The organism is Streptomyces europaeiscabiei (genome assembly GCF_001550375.1).
Classification (GTDB): domain Bacteria; phylum Actinomycetota; class Actinomycetes; order Streptomycetales; family Streptomycetaceae; genus Streptomyces; species Streptomyces europaeiscabiei.
Window position 1 is genome coordinate 1 of the sequence record NZ_LRTR01000796.1, and the last position, 22,600, is coordinate 22,600.

A 22,600-nucleotide genomic window follows, 5' to 3' on the forward strand; every position below is an offset into this window, starting at 1 on the left:
CTGAACACAGCCCGGAACCAGGCTCCACCACACCACGACGCGCCGTCAGGCAGTCACACAGCCAACAACGTGACAACGCCCCCGGAAGGAGTGCCGGTGCGATCCACCGCCGGCAGCAGCACGAGGCAGGCCGGAGCGGTTCGGCAGGCCCGGACACCGCGCCGTCTCACCGCCGGCGAGGGGCGGACCGGCGACGGCGAGGACGTCGTCGACCTCGATCCGGCACGCCCCCGCGAAGCCGTGGCCATCGGACAGTTGGTTACGGAACACGTCCTCGCCCCGGTTGCCGCTGCCGCTTTGGCCCGGATGGGCGTCGGCGTGCTGGGCACGAACTCCGAAACCGCGGGCGCCGATCCGCACATGCCGTTCGGCGGCGTCGAGCAGCGCGCGTACGGGCCGCAGGGACAGGGCCGCGCGGCGTGCGGGTTCCTCACCCGCACCAGGGCGGTGTACCTGCGCGGCTCTGCGAGGTCCCAGTGGTGGCGATCCTGCGGATGAGGTGTGCACGGGACATCGGTGTGCTCTCCAATGCGTGGTCGGTGCCGACCGGGTGTCGGCCCGCTGACCTCGACGCTGGCAAGGGAAGAGTTGATCCGAAGGCCCCTGCGGAGGCCGGATCAACTTTGTGCGGTTGATCGCACCCGTCGCTCGTCACCCGCAATTAACTCGACGTTCATCACGACCCATTTATCGTCATCGCTGCAAGTGTCACTCGATGTCCCTTAGATCCGACACGCGGAGGTACGAGCCCATGGGGCGCCCCGAAAGACCGGTGGATCCGTCGGCGGGGCCCGTCGCGCGGTTCGCTCACGAGCTGCGGCAGCTGCGCAGCGCCGCGGGCAGCCCCTCGTACCGGTCGATGGCGAAGGCGGCCGGCTGCGGGGCGACAACGCTGTCGCAGGCCGTCGCCGGGGAACGGCTGCCGGCGCTCGCCGTCGTCGAGGCGTACGTAGGGGCCTGCGGGGGCGACCTGGCCGCGTGGCGGCTGCGCTGGGAGGAGGCCGAGCGGGAGGCCGGTCGGGCACAGCCCGAACCCCGGGACACGGGGCTGGTGCCCTACCGCGGTCTCGCGCGGTTCGAGCCGGACGACCGGCACCTGTTCTTCGGCCGGGACCGGATGCTGGCCGAGCTGGGGAAACTGGTGCGCGAGCACCGGTTCGCGGTGCTGTTCGGGCCCTCCGGCAGTGGCAAGTCCTCGCTGTTGCGCGCCGGCCTGGTGCCGCGGCTGCGTGAGGAACTCGTCGGACGGGGGGCACCGGCCGTGCTGCGGATCCTCACCCCCGGGGCCAGACCCGCCACGACGTACGAGCAGCTGCTCAGTCCCGCCGAGGACGAGCCCGAGAGCTGGGTCATCGTCGACCAGTTCGAGGAGGTCTTCACCCTCTGCAGCGACAAGCGGGAACGCGAACGGTTCATCAACCTGCTGCTCGCCGCCCGAGCACCGGGCAGCAGGCTGCGCGTGCTGGTCGCCGTACGCGCCGACTTCTACGCCCTCTGTGCCGACCACCCCGGCCTCGCGCAGACCCTGAACGAGGCCGGACTGCTGCTGTGCCCGATGACCGCCGAAGAACTGCGCGAGGCAGTGGTCGGACCGGCTCAGGCGGCCGGCCACCTGGTCGAGCGGACGCTGACCGCGCGACTGGTGCAGGAGGTTCAGGCACAGCCGGGCGGACTGCCGATGCTCTCGCACGTACTGCTGGAGACCTGGCGGCGCCGCAAGGGCCGGATGCTCACCCTCGCCGGGTACGAAGCGGTCGGCGGGCTGCGTGGTGCGATCGCCGCGACCGCGGAGAAGGTGTACGGCTCTCTGTCGCCCGACCAGGCACGGGCGGCTCGGCACCTGCTGCTGCGGATGGTCGTACCGGGCCAGGGCACACCTGACACCCGGCGCCCGCTCAGCCATGAGGAACTGTCGCAGTGTCCGCACGCGCAGGCATCGGTGGAACGGCTCGCTCGCGCCCGGCTGCTGACCGCCGACGAGGACGGGGTGCAACTGGCCCATGAGGCGCTGATCAGTTGCTGGCCCCGGCTGCAGGGCTGGATCGAGGCGGACCGGGAGCGGCTGCGCCACCACCGGGCGCTCTCGGACGCGGCCCGCGCCTGGCCGGAGAACGGCCGGTGCTCCGGCGCCCTGTACCGGGGCGCACAGCTGGCCCGTGCGGCGGAACTGTTCCCGGACCCTGCTGTCCATCCCGCGCTGAGCGCGTCGGAGCGGGACTTCCTCACCGCCTCGCTGGCGGCACGCGAGACGGAGTACCGGGCCGCCGCACGCATCAGCCGCCGCCACCGGATGCTCACCGGGTCGCTGTCCGCCGTACTGGCCATCGCCCTGCTGGCGGCCTTCGCCGTGTGGCGAGAACACGGCGACGCCCAGCGCCGGCGCGCCCAGGAAGCCGCCCGCAGGGTCGCGGCACTCGCCGACGGGCTGCGCACCACCGAGCCCCACGCCGCCATGATGCTGAGTGCGGCTTCCTGGCGGATCAGCGAACTGCCCGAGAGCCGCCGGGCGCTGCTCGGCTCCCTCATCCAGCCGCAGTCCGCCGTCTTCACGGATCCCACGCCCGGTGACGCGCCGCGGCGGCTGCTCACCGATGCCGGGCGCACTCTGGTCAGCGTCGGCGAACGAAGCTGGCGGAGCTGGGACGTGGTCACCCACCGCCCTACCGGCGGAGGACGACTGCCGCAGGGCACGGTCACCGCGGCCGGCCCGCGAGCGCGCGTTCTCGCGATCACCGGCGACGGCGCCACACGGCTGTGGGACACCCGCCTCGGCCGGTGGACCGCCGGATCAGCGTCGTTCCCGCCCATGACCGACGTGCACTTCACCGATGACGGCCGCGCCTATCTGGCCGCCGACGCGAAACGGTTGCGGCTGGGCTCGGTCACGGACGGCCGGGCGCGGTTCGAGGCCCGGGTTCCGCACGCGACGACCACGGCCGTCAGCACGAACGGGCGGTACGCGGCAGCCTGCCCCTTCGGTCAGGGCCTACGTGTGTGGGACACGGTCGCGGGCCGCCTGCTGGCCGGGGCCTGGCAGCAGGACCGGCTGTGCGGTCCGGACCCCCTGCCGCTCGCGGTCGGTGCCGGCCGGATGGCCGCCCGCACGGCGGACGGGATCCGTGTCTGGGACATCCGCACGGGCCGGCGGATCGCCGATCTGGACGACCCGCGCGCCGGCGACATGACCTTCAGCGCCGACGGCACCTTCCTGGCCGCGGGCACCCCCACGGAAATGCACGTGTGGCGGATCTCCGCGCCCGACGCGCCCGTCTTCCGCAGCTCCCTCGACAACCAGACACTCAGCCCTCCCCCGGTCTTCGCTCCGGACGGCCGCGTCCTGCGCTACCTGGAGGGCGGAAACGTCCACACCCTCGATCTCGGTGCTGCCGTCACTCCCGCCTGGCGCCCGGCTCCGCACACGGGCGTACGGCTGAGCCCGGACGGCCGTACCTACGCAACCGCCGAGCGCACCGGTGACCACTTCCTCGTCCGGCTGCGCGCCACTGCCGACAGCCATGTGCTTCGGACCTTCCCGCCGCTTGCGGTGCCGGTCTCCACCGAGCCCGCGTTCGCGGGCCCGCCGGAGGAGACGTATCCGCTCCTCGCGTTCAGCACGGACGGCACCCGCTTCGGATACGGAGTCTCGGCACCCGCGGGTGCAGTGGGGGGCACGCCGCCGTTCACCGTGTGGGACATCCCGCACGAGCGGGCCCTCAGCACACTCGACCTGCCAGGCGCACCGGTGACCGCGGTCGCCCTCGGCCCACGGGGTGACACCCTCCACCTCACGCGCATGCCGGCTGGACCGACGTTCGACGAGGTATGGGACACCCGCAGCCGGCGGCGCACGGCGGTGCCGGCCGGCCCGCCCGCGAACTCCCCGACCCTCCGCGGCGACGGACGCCTGCTCGTCGGGGAGGGCACCGTGTCCCGGCCGCCGTCCTGGCGGGCGACCAGGCAGGACCTCGTCCAGGGCAGCCTGTTCGGCGCACTGGCCTTTGCCTCCGACGGTTCACGGTTGGCGGCCGGCGACCGGACCGGGCGGGTCACCCTGTGGGACGGTGATGTGGACCACCGCACAGGCGTGCTGCCCAATGTCTTCCCGCCCCCGCTCGACGGCCGTCCCGAAGTGGAGGGGGTGTCGGCCCTGGCCTTCAGCCCCGACGCACGCACCCTGGCGGTCGGCGGGGACAACGGTGGGCTGCAACTGTGGGACGTGCCCTCCGGGCAGCCGATCGGCGGTCTGCTCACCACCCCTGGTGAGGCCGTGTACACCCTCGCGTTCGGTCCCGACGGCACCACGCTGTACGCGGGCAGCGCCCACGTTCCGCTCCAGCGCTACGACCTCGACACCGACCGTGCGCTCGCGCGCGTGTGCGCCCGCGCGAGCGAGCCAGAGCCGAGCCGAGCCCAATGGCGCACGTACATACCCGACGCCCCGTACCGGCGGGTGTGCAAAGCCGCGTGAGCCGCAGGGCCGCGCCGCGGGGCAGCCCAGGTCCGCGTCACTACGGGGCGACAGGCGGATGGGCGAGTCCGGTCGCGATGTCGACCAGGTGGCGTCGGCTACGATCCGGGTCTCCTCGCCCCCGTCAGCCACTTGATCCCGGCCAAGGCCAGCCCGCTGGGCATCTACTACACCGGCGTCGCCCGCTACGGGGACGCCTTCGCCCAGGACCTCGGCGACCTGTTCGAGGCCTACGTCGGCCGCCAGCTGCAGTTGCTGTCCGACGCGGTGGGTCCGGCCCGAGATCGTCTACGGACGCAACCGGGCGCGCAGTGTCGACTGGATCGTCGTCACCGACGAGTTGGTACTGCTGGTGGAGGTGAAGTCGGTGCGCCCCACCCGGCATCTGCAGGCTGGCCACCGACAGTCGGGTCAAGGAGGTGAACCGGATGCTCGGCCGCGCCTACGGGCAGATCGACAACACCGCCTCTCTGATCGCCGGCGGGCAAAAGGAGTTCGCCGATGTGCCCACAGACCGGCCCGTGCACGGACTGATCGTCACGATGGAACCGTTCCACATCGTCAACGCGCCGCTCCAGCGGCCACAGTTGCCGGCCACCACAGTGCCGGTCACGGTGTGCAGCATCAGCGAGCTGGAGAACATGGTCACCATCGACGACGCTCCCGTCGGCCGGCTCCTGCTGGAGCGGGCCGCCGACTCCGAGCGCTCCACCTACGCCCTGCGCGAGGCCCTGTTGGGGCACACGCACACCCGCAACACGGTCCTGGACGCCGGATGGGACAGCTATCCCTGGCGCGATGCCGCAGCCGCGCACACGGGGTCCGAGCCCGCCGGTACGGCGGGGGCGTAGAGGCCGGGGATGGGTGCGAACACGGCCAAGGAGCACCACCTGGTACCGCAGTACTGGCTGCGGGCCTTCGCCGAGAACGGGCACGTCCTGGGGCGGCGGCGCGGTGGAGCGGAGTATCGCACCCCCGTGCGGTGGGCGGCGGTGGCGCGGCACTTCAACACCGATCCGCTCGCCGAGGGCGCGCGGCGGGTAGCTCTGGAGACCTACTTGGACCGCCACGTCGACGGTCCGTCCGCGCCGGTTCTGCGTGCCGCCCGCGAGGGGCGGTGGCCGCTGGAGGAGGCGCGGCAGGCGGTGATGCTGGACGCGCTGGCCTGGCAGGTGGTGCGTACCCAGGTGTTCCGGTCCTTCGATGCGCAGGTCGGCCGGCATGTGTTCCCGGCGGTATGGGCGGTTGAGGCGGATCGGCTACTGCGAGGAGCGACTGGGGCGGCCGCTGTCTGAGGAAGAGCGGATGGAGGTGTTCTGGACTGCCGTACGGACGGCTCCCGGCCCTTGCGTCATCAGTGATCCGCGTGCGGCGCTGCGCGCCTCGATCCGCGCTTTCCAGCGCACGCGCGACCTCCTTGCGAGCCCGGGTCGGCGCCTGGTACTGCTGCGATCGGAGGAGCCGTTGCTGGTTCTCGCCGACGGCGGAGCGGCCTTGCGTCGCAAGGACGGCACGTTCTGCCTCACTCCCCCGCTTCTGTCCGACACGATCGAGGTCTTCGCCCCGCTGTCGTCGAGGTGTCTGTTGATTTCTACGTCCCGCGCGCACTATCGCACGCGGGACGGCCTGACCCGCAAGATCGCGGCCAAGGCCAACGCCGGTGCGGCCGCCTGGTGCCAGGACGCCGTCTACCGGCTGCCGTCCATGTCCTGGCCCGCCCGACTGCAGCTCGCCGATGCTCCGTTGAAAGTCCGGGCACCGCGTCTGTCCGCCGTTCCCGCGCAGCGCCCACCCGGCCCCGCCCCGGCTCACCCCGAGATCCGCCACGACGATCTGCGCGCCATCCTGGAGCAGCTCAGCGAGGCCTCGGCGTATCCGCCTCCGTTCGCCGACCCCGGTACTGGGTCGTGACGTGACGTCAGTAGGCCTTACGGGAGCTGCCTTGGCCGATCCCGTGAGATTCCAGCTCTCGCTGCGGTGAGGGACCGACGAGGGCGGCACGGTGCCACCCCCTGTCGGTCGAGTCCCGGCCGGTGGATCGTCATTCCTTGTTGCTGCGCCGCTCAGGGCGGGGACCGGTGGCTCCTGTCGCGGGGCGGACGGTGGGGAGTGTGTTCTGGCGGCGCTGCTCCACGGCGCCCCGATCAGCGCCAGGGCGGTGGCGGCGTACGCGACCCGCGCGAGAACAGGGCGGGCCAGGGCGGCGGCGCCCGCGACCACTGCCGGCTTCCGTGCGGTGGAACGTCGCGTCACTGTCCGGTTGGGCCCTCAGGGCGTAGCCGACGCCGTGCCAGAGGCCCCGGTCGAAGGGAACCGGGGCCTCCTGGGCGGTGTGTGCGCGGTGATCAGGCGCGGCAGGTCAGCCTCTGTTCGGGGCCGTCGACCTGTCCGCTCTTGTACCAGGTGCCGTTGGAGTTCTTGAGCTGGCGGGTGCTCGCTCGGCCCCGGTAGAGCTGGTTGTCACCCACCGAGCATTTCCACTCAGCGGTGACAACCGTTGCCGAGGCGCCCGGGCCCGAGAACTCCTCGGATGCCTTGGAGACCCAAATGCCCAGGGCCCGGTACTGGAGCAGGTATCCCTTGAGCCTGATGTCTCCCTTCTGGTTGCATACCAGGGAGGAGCTGGCCTTGATCATGCGGTCCGACGTGGACGGCTTGTGAATGCTCAGGCTGCAGGTGGGGGCGGCCTGAACGGTGACCGTTCCGGCCGCCCTGGTGATGCCGAGCGGGCCGGGGTCCTTGCTGTCCGCCTCGGTCGCCCAGCGCTTGAGGGTGGCGAGCCGGTCGTCCTGGAAGTCACCGGGCGCGTTCCAGACGGTGAGCTGTCCCTGTGGAGAGAGCGTGGAAACCATCGCGCCGGTCTCCGCGTCCGCGGCGCTCAGGAGCTGAGTGCCCGTGGGGAGGGTCTCCAGCGTCGATCCGGCCGTTCCGTCGTCCAGGACGGAGCGGGGGATGTCGCTGTCGACGCCGGTACGCGTCACAAAGGTGTCCGTGTCATCGGCCTCCAGCGCGATACTGAGCGCCTCACCGTTGCCGCTGAACTCCTCGACCTGCGGGGGCGCCGATATCTGGCTTCCCGATATGCCTTCCAGCAGGCCGACATAAGCATTCACGTCCTGGCCGGTGGCGGCGGCGGGTTCGCCGACCGGGACCCTCTCCCTCGGATCGGCGGCTCCGCTCGCCACGTACTCACTGTCACTGACAATCCTCGGTACGTTTCCCGTTGTGTCGTCCGCCACCGCCAGTGCGGCACTGCCGCAGACGAGTCCCAGGGCAACCGATCCCACAGCCAGAACTCTCAGCATTTACTCTCCCCGTAGTCGTTGACGGTGATCTTCGCTCGAACCGAGATGCCGATCAACGCTTTCCTTGGGTAGGCGACGCAGAGCCAACAACTCTGTGGACTCACTGCGTGCAGGAGGTGCTGCATTGGTACACCGAGCAGATTGCTGTCGAGCGGCGGGCCCCGCTGCCTGATGAGGAGCGGATCGCGCAGCTGACGGCCAGCCGGGCTGCCGCCTACCAGGACCTTGCGCGTCTGGAGGACGCCGATGCGCAGGAGGAGGACCGCCTGGCGGCCCTCTACGCGGCGCGGCTGAGGCAGTTGGAGCCGTAGCCGGGGCACTGTCACGTTGGCTGGGTGGGTGGGATGATCGCCGGGTTGATCATGATGGAGGGGAAACTTCACCCGAAAGGATGACCCCGAGTACGCACCACTTCCGGCCCAGATCCACCAGGTTCGAGCCGGAGGCTCGTTAAGAGACGTAAGACGCCGGTTCCTCGCGTACTCCTCTCCATCACGCTTGCCGGACCCGCCCCATCTGGCAGTACTGGTCACGTCCCAGCTTCGTCAGGGCCGCTCTCACCTTCCCCGGCATCACCCGGATCAGGCTGCCCTCAGCTTCAACCCAACTGCTGCGACAGCGGGTTGGTGCAGGTCTTTCACCTCCACTCGACCCAACAGCGCCTCACGGCGCAAACACGAATTGAGCCAGAGCCCGCTCCCACTTACAGAACCACTTCAGCAGCCGCTGGTACGCCTCCAGGCGGGGCAACTTCGGCTCCGACCTGCCGTTCTCGTCATTCTTCACCGTCTGCGTCGACGTCTCCAGCGCGAGCGCGAGGCGCCGCAGCCGGGCCCGCTCGCGGCGGTAGCTGCGGCTCCTCCTCCAGCAGCGCGTCGACGGACGCGAACAGCTCCTCCTCGGAGGCCATGCCGAGCTCCTTTCACACCTCCCCGCCCCTGCGGACCTCAGCCTGGAATTTATCCCTTCTGTTCAACCCTGCCGGACAGTGCCACCGTTCCAGCGCCGATCAGGCGGGGGGAAGCCGCGGTGGCGTCCGCCGCCGGTCGGCGGCGGACGCCACCGCGCTCATGCCTTGGGCAAGAGTCCGCATGACAAGGCCGCGGCAGTCAGCTCCTCGGCCATGGCCTTCGGGCTCTCGAGCGGCGCCGAATGCGAGCCCTCGATGGACCGGACCACGAACTCACCGCTCGTCAGCGTGGACCAGCCGGCCATCGTGCCCTCGGGCAGCACCGGGTCGGCCGTGCCCGACACCGCCGTGATCGGGATGTCCAGGGGCCCGCGGCGGTCGCCTTGCAGCGCGAGCTGGTGCCGGTTCCACATACCGAAGTCGGCCCGCAGGTTCTCCACGTAGGTGCCGAAGACCTCCTCGTTGTCGAGGATGTCGTCGGGAAGCATCCCGCGGAACATCTCGACCAGGGTCGCCGGCGTCGCCGTGTCCCACAGCGTCGACACCTTCTGGAACTGCTTGAGCGCCTCCGGCGTCTCGCTGAACGGCGACGGCGCGCAGGCGGCGACGAGGGACAGGTCCGGTCCGCCGACCCTGCTGCCGAGCCGGTGGGCGATCTCCCAGGCCGTGTATGCGCCCTGGCTGTGCCCGTACAGGACGATCGGCACGTCGAGGCGGTCGGACAGGTCCGCCACGACCCGGTCGACGAGGACGTTCACATCACTCACCGGGGCTTCCCCGCTGCGTCCCTCACGGCCGGGGACCCGGACGCCGAGCAGTTCCACGTCCTCGGGGAGGTGCGGGATGAGCGGGACGTGTCCGGTGGTCGTGCCGCCCATGCCCGACATGCACAAGATCCGGACCTTGGGGTGTCGCGCCGGCTTGAGGACCCGTATCAGCGGGTCGGGCGCGGCCTCGGTGACGGGCTGCCGTCCGGTGAGTTCGTCGACCACGTGTTGCGCGATGCCCGCGCACCCGCCCTGCCGGAACAGCACGTCCGTGCCGAGCCGCAGTCCGCTTCGCCTGGCGAGCCTGGCGCGCAGGCCGACGGCCATCAGCGAGTCCATCCCGAGCTGTTGCAGGGGTTGTTCGGCGGGGATCCTGGTTGTTCCGAGGACGGCGGCGGCCTCTGTGCGGACCAGTTCCAGCACCGTGGTGAGCTGTGTGTCCCGGTCCATGCCCGCCAGCCGCTCTGCGAGGCCGCTGTCCTGGGGTGTGCCGGTCGTCTCGTCCTCGTGCGGCCGGTCGGCGCTCGCGGCGTGGCCGTCGCGGCTCTCGTGCCAGCGCCGGAGCAGCGGCAGCAGGTCCGCGACGCTGTCCCGGTGCTCTCCGGACGCGCCGAGCAGCTCGGCGAGCGAGTCCGTCTCGTCCGCGCCGACGGCGTCCCAGAAGCGCTGGTCGGTCGTCTTGCGGCGAGCGGGTGCCTTCCAGTGGCGCTGCCGCTGGAAGGCATAGCCGGGCAGGTCGACCATGCGACCGTGGGGGACGGCCGCCGGCCAGTCGATCTCGACGCCGTGTGCGTGCAGGGCGCCCAGGGTGTGCTGGAGCCGGTCCAGGCCGCCCTGGTCCCGTTCCATGGCCGCCAGAACCACCGCGTCCTGCTCCGCGCCGCCGTCGGCCAGTGGCATGGCCAGCACGGGATGCGGGCTGACCTCGACGAAGACGGTGTATCCGTCGGCCAGGAGTTCTTGCTGGGCGAGGTCGAGCCGCACGGGTTCGCGCAGGTTGCGGCACCAGTAGTCGGCGTCCAGTTCCTCACCCGCGGCCCGTCGGCCGAGCACCGTGGAGTACAGGGGGATCCGGGACGGTCGGGGGTTCAGCGGGGCGAGCTGGTCCCGGAGGCCGGGCAGCAGCGCGTCCATGTGTGAACTGTGGGATGCGCAGGCGGCGTTCAGCTTGCCGCACATCACGTCCTGGTCGTCCCATGCGTGGAGCAGTTTCTCCACGACCGCGCGGTCTCCCGAGATGACCGTGGATCCGGGGGTGTTCACCACGGCGACCGAGACGGCGTTCCCGTGGGGGGCCAGTGCTGCCTCGACCTCAAAGACCGGGAGTTGCACGGTCGCCATCTCCCCGTCCGAGGACAGCGCGGCGAGGGTTTTGCTGCGTTCGGCGACGATCCGGGCGCCCTCCTCGAGGGTCAGGGAGCCTGCGACCACGGCTGCGGGGATCTCGCCCTGACTGTGTCCGACCACGGCCTGTGCTTCCAGGCCCAGGTCCCGCATGGCCGCCGCCAGGGCGAGATACATGGTGAACAGCACCGGCTGGGCGATGTCCAGGCGGTCCCACGCGATGCGGTCCTCGTTCTGGAGCAGTTCGTGGACGGACCAGCCGGTCCAGGGGCGCAGTGCCTCGTCGCAGCGGGCGACCGTGTCGGCGAAGGCGGGGCTTTCGGTGAGGAGCCGCTGGGCCATGCCCGGCCACTGGGAGCCCTGGCCGGGGAAGACGAACACGACCTTGCCCGGCCGGGCGGTGGCGAGGGTGACCGATGCGTCCGGCTGGTCCTGGGCCAGGGCGGTGAGTCCTTCGATGACCGTGGGCAGGTCGGGTCCGGCCACCGAGGCGCGTTCGGCGAAGTGCCGGCGGTGCCGGGTGGTGGTCCAGGCCAGGTCGGTGAGGGTGGTGTCGGGGTGTTCGGTGAGCCAGTGGGCCCACTGGCGTGCCTGGTCCCTGAGGGCCTGCGGGGTGCGTCCGGAGAGCACCACCGGCGCTGCGGCCGGTGCCGCGCCCGGTGCCGGGTCGGGCTGCGCGGCCGGCTGCGGGGGCTGTTCGATCACCAGGTGGGCGTTGGTGCCGCCGATGCCGAACGAGGACACCCCGGCGCGCCGGGTGCCCGGCCAGGTCCGGGTGTCGTCGCTGATGCGCAGGACCGCCGGGTCCAGACCCAGTTCCGGGTCGGCCTGGTTGAAGTTGACGGTGGGGACCAGTTCACCGTGGTAGACGCAGAGGGCTGCCTTGACCAGTCCCGCCAGGCCCGCGGCCACGTCGACATGGCCGATGTTGGACTTCACCGAACCGACCGCGCACGGCTCGTCGCGGTCGGGGGAGAACACCTCTTGCAGGGCCTGGATCTCGATGAGGTCACCCATGGCGGTGGCGGTGCCGTGCGCTTCGACGTAGCCGATGTCCGCGGAGGACAGTCCCGCGTCGGCGAGGGCGTCGGTGATGACGGCCGCCTGGCCGCTGACGCTGGGGGCGGTGAAACCGACCTTGTCGGACCCGTCGTTGTTGATGGCGCTGCCGCGGACGACCGCGTAGATCCGGTCCCCGGCTACCACCGCGTCCGACAACCGCCGCATCACCACCGCGACCACGCCGTTGCCCACCACGGTGCCCTGGCGGTCGGCGTCGAACGCGCGGCAGGAGCCGTCCGGGGAGAAGACGAAGCCTTCCTGGTGCGGGTAGCCGTACTCCAGGGGGAAGGTGAGGGCGGAGGCGCCGACGATCGCCACGTCGGACTCCCCGCGCAGCAGGCTCTGCCGGGCCAGGTGCGCGAGGACCAGTCCCGTGGAGCACGCCGTCTGCACGGTCAGCGCGGGACCCCGCAGATTCAGCTTGTGCGCCAGGCGGGTCGTGAGGAAGTCGTTCATGTTGCCGATGGCGGCGCGGAAGGCCTCCGAGCTGCCCTCGGGATCGCCCAGGTCGTAGCCGCCGAAGCCGACTCCGCCGAAGACTCCGATGCGGCCGGGGTGGGTGTCGTGCACGATGCCGGCGTTCTCCAGGCCCTGCCAGGCCGTCTCCAGGAAGAGCCGGTGCTGCGGATCCATGTTCTCCGCCTCGGAGGGGGAGTAGCCGAAGAACTCGGCGTCGAAGAGGTCGGCGTCCCCCACGTAGCCCTTGGCATGGACGAAGGCGGGATCCTCCACTACGTGCGCGGGCACTCCGGCGTCCAGCATTTCCTGGTCGGTGAAGCGGCGGATCGACTCCACACCGCCCCGCAGGTTCGCCCAGAACTCCTCCGCGTCACTCGCGCCCGGCAGGCGCAGCGCCACGCCCACGATCGCCACCGCCTCCTCATCGGCACGCTCCCCGGCCAGTGCCGGTGCCGCGCTCGCCGCCGGCGTGGTGTCGCCGCTCAGGAACGTGGTCAGCCGGCGCACCGTGGAGTGGCGGAACAGCGTCGACAGAGGGAACTCGCGATCCAGGCCGGCGCGGACCAGCTCGTGGACCCGCACCGCTGTCAACGACGTTCCGCCCAGATCGAAGAATCCGCTGTCCGGGTCCACCTCGTCCGGCTCCACCTCCAGGACCTGCGACCAGGCCGAGAGCACCGTCTGCCACACCAGATCGGCACCGGCGGCCGGTTCCGCGGAATCGGGCTGCGCGGTGGGCAGTGCGGCCAGGGCCAGCCGGTCGATCTTGCGGTTCGGCGTCTGCGGCAGGCTCTCCAGCCGTACCCACCGGGTGGGCAGCATCGCCACCGGCAGCCGCTGCGCGGCACGCTCGGCCAGGACCTGCTGGTCAGCTTCTCCCGAGTAGAACACCCACAGGGCCGGCCGGCCGGTGTCCTCGCGTACCACCGCGGCAGCCTCACGCACGCCGTTGCACCCGGCCACCACGGACTCGACCTCACCGAGTTCGATGCGGTGTCCGGCCAGCTTCACCTGGGAGTCCGTGCGGCCGCAGTACTCCAGCGAGCCGTCCTCGCGATAGCGGACCACGTCGCCGGAACGGTACATCCGCCCCGCGCCCGGGAACGGGTCCACCACGAACCGCTCGTCCGTCAGCGCGGCCCGGTTCCAGTAGCCGCGCGCGACACCGCGCCCACCGATCCACAGTTCTCCACGGCAGCCCCGCGGTACCGGCTGCCGGTGGCGGTCGAGAACGGCGAGCCGGGTGTCGCGCACCGGCGTTCCCAGGCAGACGGGCCCGGGTTCGACCCGCCAGCCCGTCGAATAGATCGTGGTCTCCGTGGGCCCGTACATGTTGAACACGTCGCCGCCGCAGGTCCGCAGCAGCCGGTCGGACAGGCCGCGGTCGAGCGCTTCGCCGGCGACCATGAGCAGGCGCAGTTGGCTGAGCAGCTCACGGCCTCCCGCGCCCTCGAGCAGCGTCCTGGCCAGTGACGGCGTGCACTGCAGGTGGGTCGGCCCGTACCGCCGGTATCCGGCCCAGTCGGCGAGTTCACCGTCCGCGATGACCACGCGGTAGCCCCTGGTCAGGGTCCACAGCAGTTCGAGGCCGGAGGTGTCGAAGGACATGCTGGTCACGGCCAGCCAGGTGCCGCCGTCGCCTCCGCCGACCCGCTCGTCCATGGCACCGCAGAAGTTGGCGAACTGCGTGTGCTCGACCACGACACCCTTCGGGGTGCCCGTCGTGCCCGAGGTGTAGATGACGAAGGCGGGGTCGGACGGATCCGGCGCGACCGGCGCAGCGCCGCCCGGCTGTTCGGCCTCGGTGATCTCCTCGACGGACAGCACCCGCAGCCCGTCCGGCGAAACGTCCGGGAGGGAGCCGCTTGAGATCACCACGCCCAGCCCGCTGTCGGACACCACGTGGTCCAGCCACGCCTTCGGATACGCCGGGTCCAGTGGCACATAGGCGGCCCCGGCCATCCAGGTGGCAAGCATCGCGACCGGCAGATCGGCCGTGCGGGGGAGGCAGAGGCCGACGAGATCCCCGTGTCGCACGCCCAGTGCGGTGAGCTCCCGGGCGATCGCCCGGGCCCGTGCGGACATCTCCCGGTAGGTCAGTTCGCCTCCGTCCGAGGCCACGGCCACCGCGTCGGGGGTCCGTGCCACCTGAGCCAGTATCAGCTCGCAGGCGGTCTCCCCGGCGGGCCGGGCCGCGACGTGGCCGCCGTGCTCGGCGAGCCAGTCGCGTTCCGCGCCGCAGAGCAGACCGGCCTCCCGTACGGGGCGGGCGGGCTCGGCGGCGAGCGATGCCAGCAGGGTCTCGAAGTTGGCGGCCATGCGGCGGGCCGAGTCCTGGTCCAGCACATGCGCCTGGAACTCCAGCTCCCCGCGCAGCTCATCGCCGTCGGTGCTCAGCGTGAGACCCAGCTCGAACTTCGACGCGCCTCGTACGTTGCCGGACACGCTGCCCGTCGGGGGAAGCCGCCATGCAGCCTCACCCGTTCCGACCGTGGGGAAGGCCGTGCCGCTGTAGTTGAACACCGCCCGGAACAGCGGGTTCTCCTCACCGGTCCGGTCGCCGCCGGCGATGCGCACGACCTCGGACAGCGGGACGCTCTGGTGCTCGAACACACCCCGCACTCGGGTGTGGGTGGCGGCGATGACGTCCTCGAAGGACACCGTCCCGGTCAGGTCGCAGCGCAGCGGCAGGGTGTTCGCGAGGAACCCGAAGGTCTCCCCGACCTGCGGCAGCTCCCTCGCCGACCAGATCGTGCCGAGGCTGAAGTCGTACTGGTCGGTGTACCGGGCGAGCAGCACCGCGAAGGCGCTGACGTACACGGTGTATCCGGTGACGCAGTGGCGTGTGGCCAGTTCGTCCAGAGCGGCCCGGAGCTCCGCGGGCACGGTGAAGTGCACGGCGTCGCCCTGCTCGTCCTCCGCCGCGGCCCGCTCGGGGAGTTCCAGGCGCCGGCATCCGTCCAGTTCGGACGCGAAGTAGGCGAGCGAAGGCTCGAAGGCGCCCTGCTCCAGTGACTGCTTCTCCCATCGCGCGTAGTCGCCGAGGTGGTAGCGGACTTCCGCGAGCTGGGGAGTGCCCTGCTCGGCGAGGGCCCGGTACGTCTCGTGCAGTTCCTGCAGCAGCACCGACATCGACCAGCCGTCGGTGATGGCGTGGTGCATGGTGAAGCACATGGTCCACGTCCGGCCGGAGTCCACCAGCAGACAGCGGAACAGGGTCTCGGCGTCCAGCTCGAACGGGACCCGTTCCTCCGCGTGCAGCATCCGGTCGAGCTCATCGGCGCCGGTCACCCGCTCGTGCCGTAGCGGCACGGTGAACTCCCGGTGCACCACCTGGACCAGTTCGCCGTCGCGGCTCTCCAGGCCGGTGCGCAGTGCCTCGTGACGTTCCATCACCACGCGCAGTGCCGAGCGGAACGTCTCCGGGCACAGGGGGCTGTCCACCTCGAACCGGAGCACGGCGTTGTACTGCGCGGAGTCCGGACGCATCCGTTCCAGGAACCACAGTCGGCGCTGGCCCTCGGTCGCCGGGTGCACCTCGCGCCGCTCGGCACGGTCCATCGACGGGCCGGAAGACGGCAGCTCGCAGAAGACGTTGGCCAGGAGGTAGTCGACGACCGCTTGAGGCGTGGGGTGTTCGAAGGCGAGCGTGGACGGCAGCGGGGCGCCGGTCACCTCGCTGAGCCGGTTGCGCAGTTGCAGGGCCATCATCGAATCGAGGCCGCGGCCTTGGAACCGCTCGTCGACGGGCAGGGGTTCGCCGAGTCCGAGAACGCCCCGGACCACGTCCTGCACGGCCTCCAGCACGGTGCGGGCACGGGCCGGTTCGGGCAGTGCCGCCAGCCTGGTCGCCAGGTCGGCGGGGGGTGGTGCCTGTCGTTCCTGCCGGGGACGGGCTCCCCCGTCGATCCAGTAGCTCTGCCGCTGGAAGGCGTAGCCGGGCACGTCCACCAGGCGGCCGGGCCCGGCGATGACCCGTGTCCAGTCCACCGGGTGACCGTGGACGTGCAGTTCGCCGAGGCCGCGCAGGATCTGCGCGAGGCCGCCGTGGTCCCGGCGCAGGCTGCCCAGGACCACTCCGCCGCCGGCGGCGGTGAAGGTGGTCAGCGGGACGGCCAGCAGCGGATGCGGGCTGACCTCGGTGAACACGCCGTAGCCGTCGGCGCGCAGCGCGTCGAGCGCCAGGTCCATGCGCACCGGCTCGCGCAGGTTGCGGCACCAGTAGCGGGCGTCCAGAGTGTCTCCGCCGATCGGCGCGCCGGTGACCGTGGAGTACATCGGCACCGTCGTGGGGCGGGGGCGCAGTCCGTTCAGGGCCGCTTCCACCTCGGGCAGCATGGGGTCGACCAGGCTGCAGTGTCCGGCCCGGTCCGCCTTGATGCGGCGGGAGAACACGTCACGGTCCGCCAGCTTCGCGAGCAGGTCGTCCACCGCGTCCGCAGCGCCGGCCACCGCCACCGAGCCCGGGGTGTTCACCGCGGCCACCGACAGCGCTCCGTCGTAGTCGGCGAGCAGTTCCTCGACCTCGGTCAGCGGCAGTCCCAGCAGGGCCATGCCGCCCGAGCCGCTCTCGATGCGCCCGAACGCCTGGCTGCGGACGGCGACGATCCTGGCGCCCTCCTCCAGGGTCAGCGCTCCGGCGACCACGGCGGCGGGCACTTCGCCCTGGCTGTGTCCGACCACGGCCTCGGGTTCCAGACCGACGGACCGCCACACCTGTGCCAGACCGAGTGCGACCGTGAACAGGGCGGGCTGGGTCACCTCGACGTCGTCCAGGCTCAGCCCGCTCGTGTCGGGGTTCTCCAGCAGTTCCTGGACGGACCAGCCGGTCCAGGGGCGCAGTGCCTCGTCGCAGCGGGCGACCGTGTCGGCGAAGGCGGGGCTCTCGGTGAGCAGGCGCTGGGCCATGCCCGGCCATTGCGCACCGTGGCCGGCGAAGACGAAGGCGACCTTGCCGTGTTCCTCGGCGACCCCGGTGCACACCGCGTCGTCGGTCTGCCCGTCCCCGAGCGCGGTCAGTCCGCGCACCGCCTCGTCCAGGTCGTGGGCGAGGACGGCGGCTCGGTACGAGAAGTGCCGGCGGTGCCGGGTGGTGGTCCAGGCCAGGTCGGTGAGGGTGGTGTCGGGGTGTTCGGTGAGCCAGTGGGCCCACTGGCGTGCCTGGTCCCTGAGGGCCTGCGGGGTGCGTCCGGAGAGCACCACCGGCGCTGCGGCCGGTGCCGCGCCCGGTGCCGGGTCGGGCTGCGCGGCCGGCTGCGGGGGCTGTTCGATCACCAGGTGGGCGTTGGTGCCGCCGATGCCGAACGAGGACACCCCGGCGCGCCGGGTGCCCGGCCAGGTCCGGGTGTCGTCGCTGATGCGCAGGACCGCCGGGTCCAGACCCAGTTCCGGGTCGGCCTGGTTGAAGTTGACGGTGGGGACCAGTTCACCGTGGTAGACGCAGAGGGCTGCCTTGACCAGTCCCGCCAGGCCCGCGGCCACGTCGACATGGCCGATGTTGGACTTCACCGAACCGACCGCGCACGGCTCGTCGCGGTCGGGGGAGAACACCTCTTGCAGGGCCTGGATCTCGATGAGGTCACCCATGGCGGTGGCGGTGCCGTGCGCTTCGACGTAGCCGATGTCCGCGGAGGACAGTCCCGCGTCGGCGAGGGCGTCGGTGATGACGGCCGCCTGGCCGCTGACGCTGGGGGCGGTGAAACCGACCTTGTCGGACCCGTCGTTGTTGATGGCGCTGCCGCGGACGACCGCGTAGATCCGGTCCCCGGCTACCACCGCGTCCGACAACCGCCGCATCACCACCGCGACCACGCCGTTGCCCACCACGGTGCCCTGGCGGTCGGCGTCGAACGCGCGGCAGGAGCCGTCCGGGGAGAAGACGAAGCCTTCCTGGTGCGGGTAGCCGTACTCCAGGGGGAAGGTGAGGGCGGAGGCGCCGACGATCGCCACGTCGGACTCCCCGCGCAGCAGGCTCTGCCGGGCCAGGTGCGCGAGGACCAGTCCCGTGGAGCACGCCGTCTGCACGGTCAGCGCGGGACCCCGCAGATTCAGCTTGTGCGCCAGGCGGGTCGTGAGGAAGTCGTTCATGTTGCCGATGGCGGCGCGGAAGGCCTCCGAGCTGCCCTCGGGATCGCCCAGGTCGTAGCCGCCGAAGCCGACTCCGCCGAAGACTCCGATGCGGCCGGGGTGGGTGTCGTGCACGATGCCGGCGTTCTCCAGGCCCTGCCAGGCCGTCTCCAGGAAGAGCCGGTGCTGCGGATCCATGTTCTCCGCCTCGGAGGGGGAGTAGCCGAAGAACTCGGCGTCGAAGAGGTCGGCGTCCCCCACGTAGCCCTTGGCATGGACGAAGGCGGGATCCTCCACTACGTGCGCGGGCACTCCGGCGTCCAGCATTTCCTGGTCGGTGAAGCGGCGGATCGACTCCACACCGCCCCGCAGGTTCGCCCAGAACTCCTCCGCGTCACTCGCGCCCGGCAGGCGCAGCGCCACGCCCACGATCGCCACCGCCTCCTCATCGGCACGCTCCCCGGCCAGTGCCGGTGCCGCGCTCGCCGCCGGCGTGGTGTCGCCGCTCAGGAACGTGGTCAGCCGGCGCACCGTGGAGTGGCGGAACAGCGTCGACAGAGGGAACTCGCGATCCAGGCCGGCGCGGACCAGCTCGTGGACCCGCACCGCTGTCAACGACGTTCCGCCCAGATCGAAGAATCCGCTGTCCGGGTCCACCTCGTCCGGCTCCACCTCCAGGACCTGCGACCAGGCCGAGAGCACCGTCTGCCACACCAGATCGGCACCGGCGGCCGGTTCCGCGGAATCGGGCTGCGCGGTGGGCTCCGGCTGCGCGGGGGGCAGCGCGGCCGTATCCGGCGTCAGGCTGTCGCCGTGCTGCCGGAACCAGCCCTCTTCCCGGGTGTGGAGCAGAGGCAGGCGGCTGACGGGCAGGGCGCCGTCGCGGAGGAAGGAGTGCAGCAGGGTCTCGAAGTTCGCGACCATGCGCTGTGCGGATTCCTGATCCAGTACGTGGGACTGGAACTCCAGCTCCCCGCTCAGTCCCTCCGCGGCGGGCGCGAGGCTCATGGTCAGCTCGAACTTGGCGGTTCCGGCGACGTTACCGGTGAAGCTCCCGGCGAACGGCTGCCATGTGCCGTCGTCCGGTTCCGCCCCCAGGCCGTAGTTGAACACCGCCCGGAACAGCGGGTTCTCCTCGCCGTTGCGTTCGGCTCCGACGGCCCTGACCACTTCGGACAGGGGCACGTTCTGGTGTTCCATCACGCCGAGCACGCGGGACTTCATCGCCGCCAGCAGCTCGGGCACGGTCGGATCGGCGGAGAGGTCACAGCGCAACGGCAGGGTGTTGGCGAGGAAGCCGACGATCTCCGGCGTCCCGGACAGGGTGCGCCCGGACCACACCGTGCCGATGCTGAAGTCCCGCTGGTCGCTGTACCGGGAGAGCAGCACGGCGAAGGAGCCGGCCAGCACCGTGTACAGGGTGACTCCCGCGTCGGAGGCGAGTGCCTCCAGCTCGCTGCGGAGGGCGTCCGGCAGGGCGAATCCGACCTTGCCCGCGCCGGAGTCCGGCGTGCCGCGGGGCAGTTCCAGTCGCGGGGCCCCGGCCAGTTCGCTCCGGAAGAAGCCGAGTCCCGCCTCGAAGGCTCCCTGGGCGATCGCGTCCCGCTCCCAGCCGGCGTAGTCGCCGAGGTGCACGGGCGGCTCGCCGCCGCTGTCGGGAACGAGGCCCGCGCGGAACGTGTCGTACGCGACGAACAGCTCGTGCAGGACCATGACCAGCGACGAGGCGTCGATGATCGCGTGGTGCAGGGTGAAGCAGACGACCTGGTCGTCAGCGCCGGTCAGCACCAGGCAGCGCAGCAGCACGGGGCCGGACAGGTCGAAGGGTGTCTCGGCCTCGTCCCGGATCCGGGCGGCCAGTTCCTCGGGGTCTGCCGCCTCCTCGAAGCGCAGCGGGGTGCCGAACTCCTCGTGCACCACCTGGACCAGCTCACCGTCGCGGCTCTCCAGGCCGGTGCGCAGTGCCTCGTGCCGCCGCACCACGAACTCGACGGCGGAGGCGAACGCCGCGCGGTCCAGCGGTTCGGCGACCCGGACCGGCATCGTCACGTTGTACTCGGCCGTGCCGGGACGCATCTGCTCCAGGAACCACAGCCTGCGCTGCCCCTCGGTCGCCGGGTGGACACCGCGTCGCTGCACGCGCTGCACGCGTTGCACGCGCGCCCGGCCCGTGTCGTCCTCCCGGTCTCCCAGGCAGCCGTCGAGGTACCGGGCCAGGCCGGCGGGTGTCGGGTGATCGAAGACGGCCGTCGCGGGCAGGGACAGTCCGGTCTCGGCGGACAGCCTGCGGCGCAGTTCCACCGCCATCAGGGAGTCCAGTCCGAGTTCGGTGAACTGCGTGTCGGGGTGGATCTCGCCGGAGGAGCCCAGCGCCTCGGCCGCTTCGCGCCGCACGAGATCGGTCAGGGCGGGCAAGCGCCGCTGTTCCGGCAGGGCGGACCAGCCGGTGTCGGCGCCGTCCGTCCGGGTGTCCGCCAGTCTCCGCATCCGGGTCCGGCCCCGCAGCAGCGGCGAACGGTCGTCCTCGGCCCCGGACAGGTCGATGCGAAGGGGCACGAGATGTGCTCGCCGGCTGGTCAGCGCGGCGTCCAGAGCGCCCAGCGCCTGCGGGCCGGTCAGTGCGGTCACGCCCTGCCTGCGCATCCTCGCCAGTTCCGCCCGGCCGAGGTGCGCGGTCAGTCCCGTGCCGTCCTGCTCCCACAGCCCCCAGGACAGGCTCAGTGCGGGAAGTCCCCGCCGGTGCCGCTCGAGCACGACCGCGTCCGCGAACGCGTTCGCCGCGGCATAGGCGCTCTGTCCGGCGCTTCCGAGGACTCCCGCGGCGGACGAGAACACCACGAACGAGGTCAGTGGACGGTCCGCGGTCAGCTCGTGCAGCCACCACGCCGCGCGTGCCTTCGGCGCCCAGACCCGTTCCAGACGTTCCGGGGTCTGGTCCGTGAGAAGCCCGTCGTCGAGTACGCCGGCCAGATGCCACACGCCGCTGAGATCCGGGACGGACTCCACGAGTGCGGCCACCTGATCGCGGCTGGTGACATCGCAGGCCACCACGCGCACGCTGTCGGCCCCGGCGGCGGTCAGCTCGCCGATCAGCTCGGCGGAACCGTCCGCCGCGTCACCTCGGCGGGAGGCCAGGACGAGCTTGCGCACGCCCCGTGCGCCCACCAGGTGCCGTGCGACCTGCCGCCCGAGCTCACCGGTACCGCCGGTGATCAGCACCGTGCCCGGTGTGTGTTCGGTGGCGTCGGCGGCACCCTGTGCCGGGGCGGTGGCGTGGGGGGTGAGCCGGACCAGCCGGGGTGCCCGTATGTCTGCGCCGCGGACCACCAGTTCCGGCTCGGCGACGGTCAGTGCGGCCCGCACCGCGTCCGGATCGGCGGCCTCGTCCACGTCCACCAGCCGCACCGGATGTCCCTCGGCGCGTGCCGCGCGCAGCAGTCCCCACAGGGGCGCCGAGGCCAGGTCGACGGTCTCGTCCTCGTCCACGGAGACCGCCCGGCGGGTCACCCAGACCAGTTCGGTGCCGGCGGGCCGGGGATCGGCCAGCAGGTCACGCGCACGGACCAGTGCCGCCGCGGTGAACTCCTCCGGGGTGCCGCAGGGTTGCGTGGCGTCCACCACGATGCGGGAGGGAGCCGGTCCGGTCTCGGTGTCCAGTGTGGGCAGTTCGAGTGCGGCCGCCAGGGGGCCGGCGGTGATCGCGGTGTCCGTCGGTGCGGCAGCGGGGGCCTGGTACTCCTGGAACTCCAGCCGGTACAGGTGCGGCTGCTGTGTCGCCCGCAGGCTTTCCGCGGTGGCTTTGCGGAGGCGGAGACTGGCCGTGGCCACCGGGCTGCCGTTCTCCTCCGTCACGCACAGCTCGGCCTGCTCGTGCTTCTCGTCGAGGCGTACGCGCACCCGTACGACCGAGGCCCCGGTCGCGTACAGGCGGGCGTCGCTCCACTCGAACGGCAGCAGAACCCGCTTGGCGCGCTGCCCGCCTCCCTCGTCACCGGCTCGGTCCTCGCAGGCTTCCTCCGCGGCGAGGATCGTGTGGAACGCCGCGTCCAGGAGGGCGGGGTGGATCCCGAAGCCGTCGGTGCGCAGGCTCTCGGGAAGGCGGAGGACGGCGTGGAGCTCGTAGTCCTGTCGCCACAGGTCCACCAGGCCCTGGAAGGCGGGTCCGTAGTCGATTCCGCGGTCGCGGAAGCGGTCGTAGAAGCCGTCCAGGGGCACGCGC

General features: G+C 71.6%; 8 protein-coding genes and 1 pseudogene. 6 read left to right on the forward strand and 3 right to left on the reverse strand.

Annotated elements, in window-relative coordinates; genetic code table 11:
• Positions 1–96: 96 nt before the first annotated feature.
• The 5 genes from AWZ10_RS39145 (at position 97) to AWZ10_RS39165 (ending at position 6,379) form a co-directional block, all read left to right on the forward strand.
• Positions 97–498, forward strand: a complete 402-nt coding sequence (locus tag AWZ10_RS39145; RefSeq protein WP_060893418.1) for a hypothetical protein — start codon at positions 97–99, stop codon at positions 496–498.
• A 253-nt stretch (positions 499–751) separates the two neighbouring features.
• Positions 752–4,468, forward strand: a complete 3,717-nt coding sequence (locus AWZ10_RS39150; RefSeq protein ID WP_060893419.1) for an nSTAND1 domain-containing NTPase — start codon at positions 752–754, stop codon at positions 4,466–4,468.
• 428 nt (positions 4,469–4,896) lie between these two features.
• A complete protein-coding gene (locus AWZ10_RS39155) occupies positions 4,897–5,319 on the forward strand; it encodes a hypothetical protein (protein ID WP_060893420.1) in 423 nt (140 codons plus the stop codon).
• 9 nt (positions 5,320–5,328) lie between these two features.
• Positions 5,329–5,763, forward strand: coding sequence for a DUF4238 domain-containing protein (locus tag AWZ10_RS39160; RefSeq protein WP_060893421.1), 435 nt, complete (start codon positions 5,329–5,331; stop codon positions 5,761–5,763).
• Positions 5,764–5,773: 10 nt separating this feature from the next.
• Positions 5,774–6,379, forward strand: a complete 606-nt coding sequence (locus tag AWZ10_RS39165; RefSeq protein WP_060893422.1) for a hypothetical protein — start codon at positions 5,774–5,776, stop codon at positions 6,377–6,379.
• 434 nt (positions 6,380–6,813) lie between these two features.
• Here the strand turns inward: AWZ10_RS39165 and AWZ10_RS39170 are convergent, their stop codons facing one another.
• Positions 6,814–7,653, reverse strand: a complete 840-nt coding sequence (locus tag AWZ10_RS39170; protein ID WP_046706512.1) for a hypothetical protein — start codon at positions 7,651–7,653, stop codon at positions 6,814–6,816.
• 227 nt (positions 7,654–7,880) lie between these two features.
• Between AWZ10_RS39170 and AWZ10_RS39175 the strand changes: the two genes are divergently transcribed.
• The gene (locus AWZ10_RS39175; RefSeq protein WP_052769655.1) at positions 7,881–8,084 is read left to right on the forward strand and encodes a hypothetical protein; all 204 of its coding nucleotides are present in this window, start codon (positions 7,881–7,883) and stop codon (positions 8,082–8,084) included.
• 388 nt (positions 8,085–8,472) lie between these two features.
• Here the strand turns inward: AWZ10_RS39175 and AWZ10_RS54530 are convergent.
• Positions 8,473–8,683 (reverse strand): annotated as a pseudogene (locus AWZ10_RS54530) (telomere-associated protein Tap); the annotation flags it as partial.
• Positions 8,684–8,841: 158 nt separating this feature from the next.
• A complete protein-coding gene (locus tag AWZ10_RS50935; protein ID WP_060893423.1) occupies positions 8,842–22,596 on the reverse strand; it encodes a hybrid non-ribosomal peptide synthetase/type I polyketide synthase in 13,755 nt (4,584 codons plus the stop codon).
• Positions 22,597–22,600: the final 4 nt, after the last annotated feature.

Excerpts from the sequence above, each read along its gene's own strand:
- AWZ10_RS39150 (WP_060893419.1), top strand. The coding sequence starts at position 752 with ATGGGGCGCCCCGAAAGACCGGTGGATCCGTCGGCGGGGCCCGTCGCG.
- AWZ10_RS39155 (WP_060893420.1), top strand. The coding sequence starts at position 4,897 with ATGCTCGGCCGCGCCTACGGGCAGATCGACAACACCGCCTCTCTGATC.
- AWZ10_RS39160 (WP_060893421.1), top strand. The coding sequence starts at position 5,329 with ATGGGTGCGAACACGGCCAAGGAGCACCACCTGGTACCGCAGTACTGG.
- AWZ10_RS39165 (WP_060893422.1), top strand. The coding sequence starts at position 5,774 with ATGGAGGTGTTCTGGACTGCCGTACGGACGGCTCCCGGCCCTTGCGTC.